The 1,028-nt window shown below is 71.3% G+C and carries 1 protein-coding gene; it reads left to right on the top strand.

Annotation, left to right across the window (positions count from 1 at the left end):
• Nucleotides 1–403: 403 nt before the first annotated feature.
• Nucleotides 404–988: a hemerythrin domain-containing protein gene (locus AB8Z75_RS35095; RefSeq protein WP_369209207.1), complete on the top strand. Its 585-nt coding sequence runs from the start codon at nt 404–406 to the stop codon at nt 986–988.
• The last annotated feature ends 40 nt before the right edge of the window (nt 989–1,028 follow it).

Here is a 1,028-nt window from a genome sequence, read left to right on the forward strand (position 1 = left end):
CCTTCCCTCATCCGCGCCCACCTGCCCTGCAGCACCCTGCTCTCCTTTCGCTCGCACATTCGCCGACCGGGAGYGAAGGTGTGGGGAGCCCTCCCGGCTGCGTGCCCTGGTTCCCCTTTTTCCGGGGCTTGCACAGGGGGGTGAGCGGGGTCGGCCGGAGCCCGGCGCCGGGGGCCCGGGGCCGGGTCGCCGCGCACGGAGCACGCCGCGTGGCCGTGCACGGAGAACGCGGCGTGGCCGTGCACGGAGAACGCGGCGTGGCCGTGCACGGAGAACACCGTGCGGAAGACCGCGCCGCTGCGGGGATTGGAGCCCGCTCACGTGGATACCCGCCCGGTCCGCACGGAGCCGACACGGAAACCGACACGGGCCCGAGCGGAAAATCGTCGAGCGGAGGTTTGTCGTGAGCAACGCGCAGCAGGAGCGTGCCGAGGCGGAGAAACTGCCGTCCGAGGACGTGGTAGGCGTGCTGCTTCAGCAGCACGCCAGGATTCGGGACTTGTTCGCCGCGGTGCGCTCCGGCCCGGAAGACCGCCGCAGGGATTCCTTCAGCCAGCTACGGGCGCTGCTCGCGGTGCACGAGACGGCCGAGGAGATGATCGTGCGTCCGGCGGCGAAGAAGGCCGCGGGCGAGCGGGAGGCCGAGGCCCGCAACGAGGAGGAGGAAGAGGCGAACAAGGTACTGGCCGAACTCGAGAAGCTGGAGTTCGGCGGCGAGAGGTTCAACACGGTGATCGCCGACTTCGAACAGTCCGTCAGCGACCACGCCGACCACGAGGAACGCGAGGAGTTCCCCGCCCTGCTCGGCAGCCTCAGCCAGGACGAGCGCACCAAGATGGGCAAGCGTCTGCTGGCGGTGGAGAAGACCGCTCCCACCCACCCGCACCCCGCTGCGGCCGGGTCGACCGCGATGCAGTGGGCCGCGGGGCCTTTCGCCTCCGTCCTGGACCGCGCCCGCGACGCCGTCACCTCCACGTCGCGCACCTGACCCTGCCGCACCTGACCCTGCCGCACCTGGCCTTCCGCGT

This window comes from Streptomyces sp. PU-14G, from assembly GCF_041028275.1.
Taxonomy (GTDB): domain Bacteria; phylum Actinomycetota; class Actinomycetes; order Streptomycetales; family Streptomycetaceae; genus Streptomyces.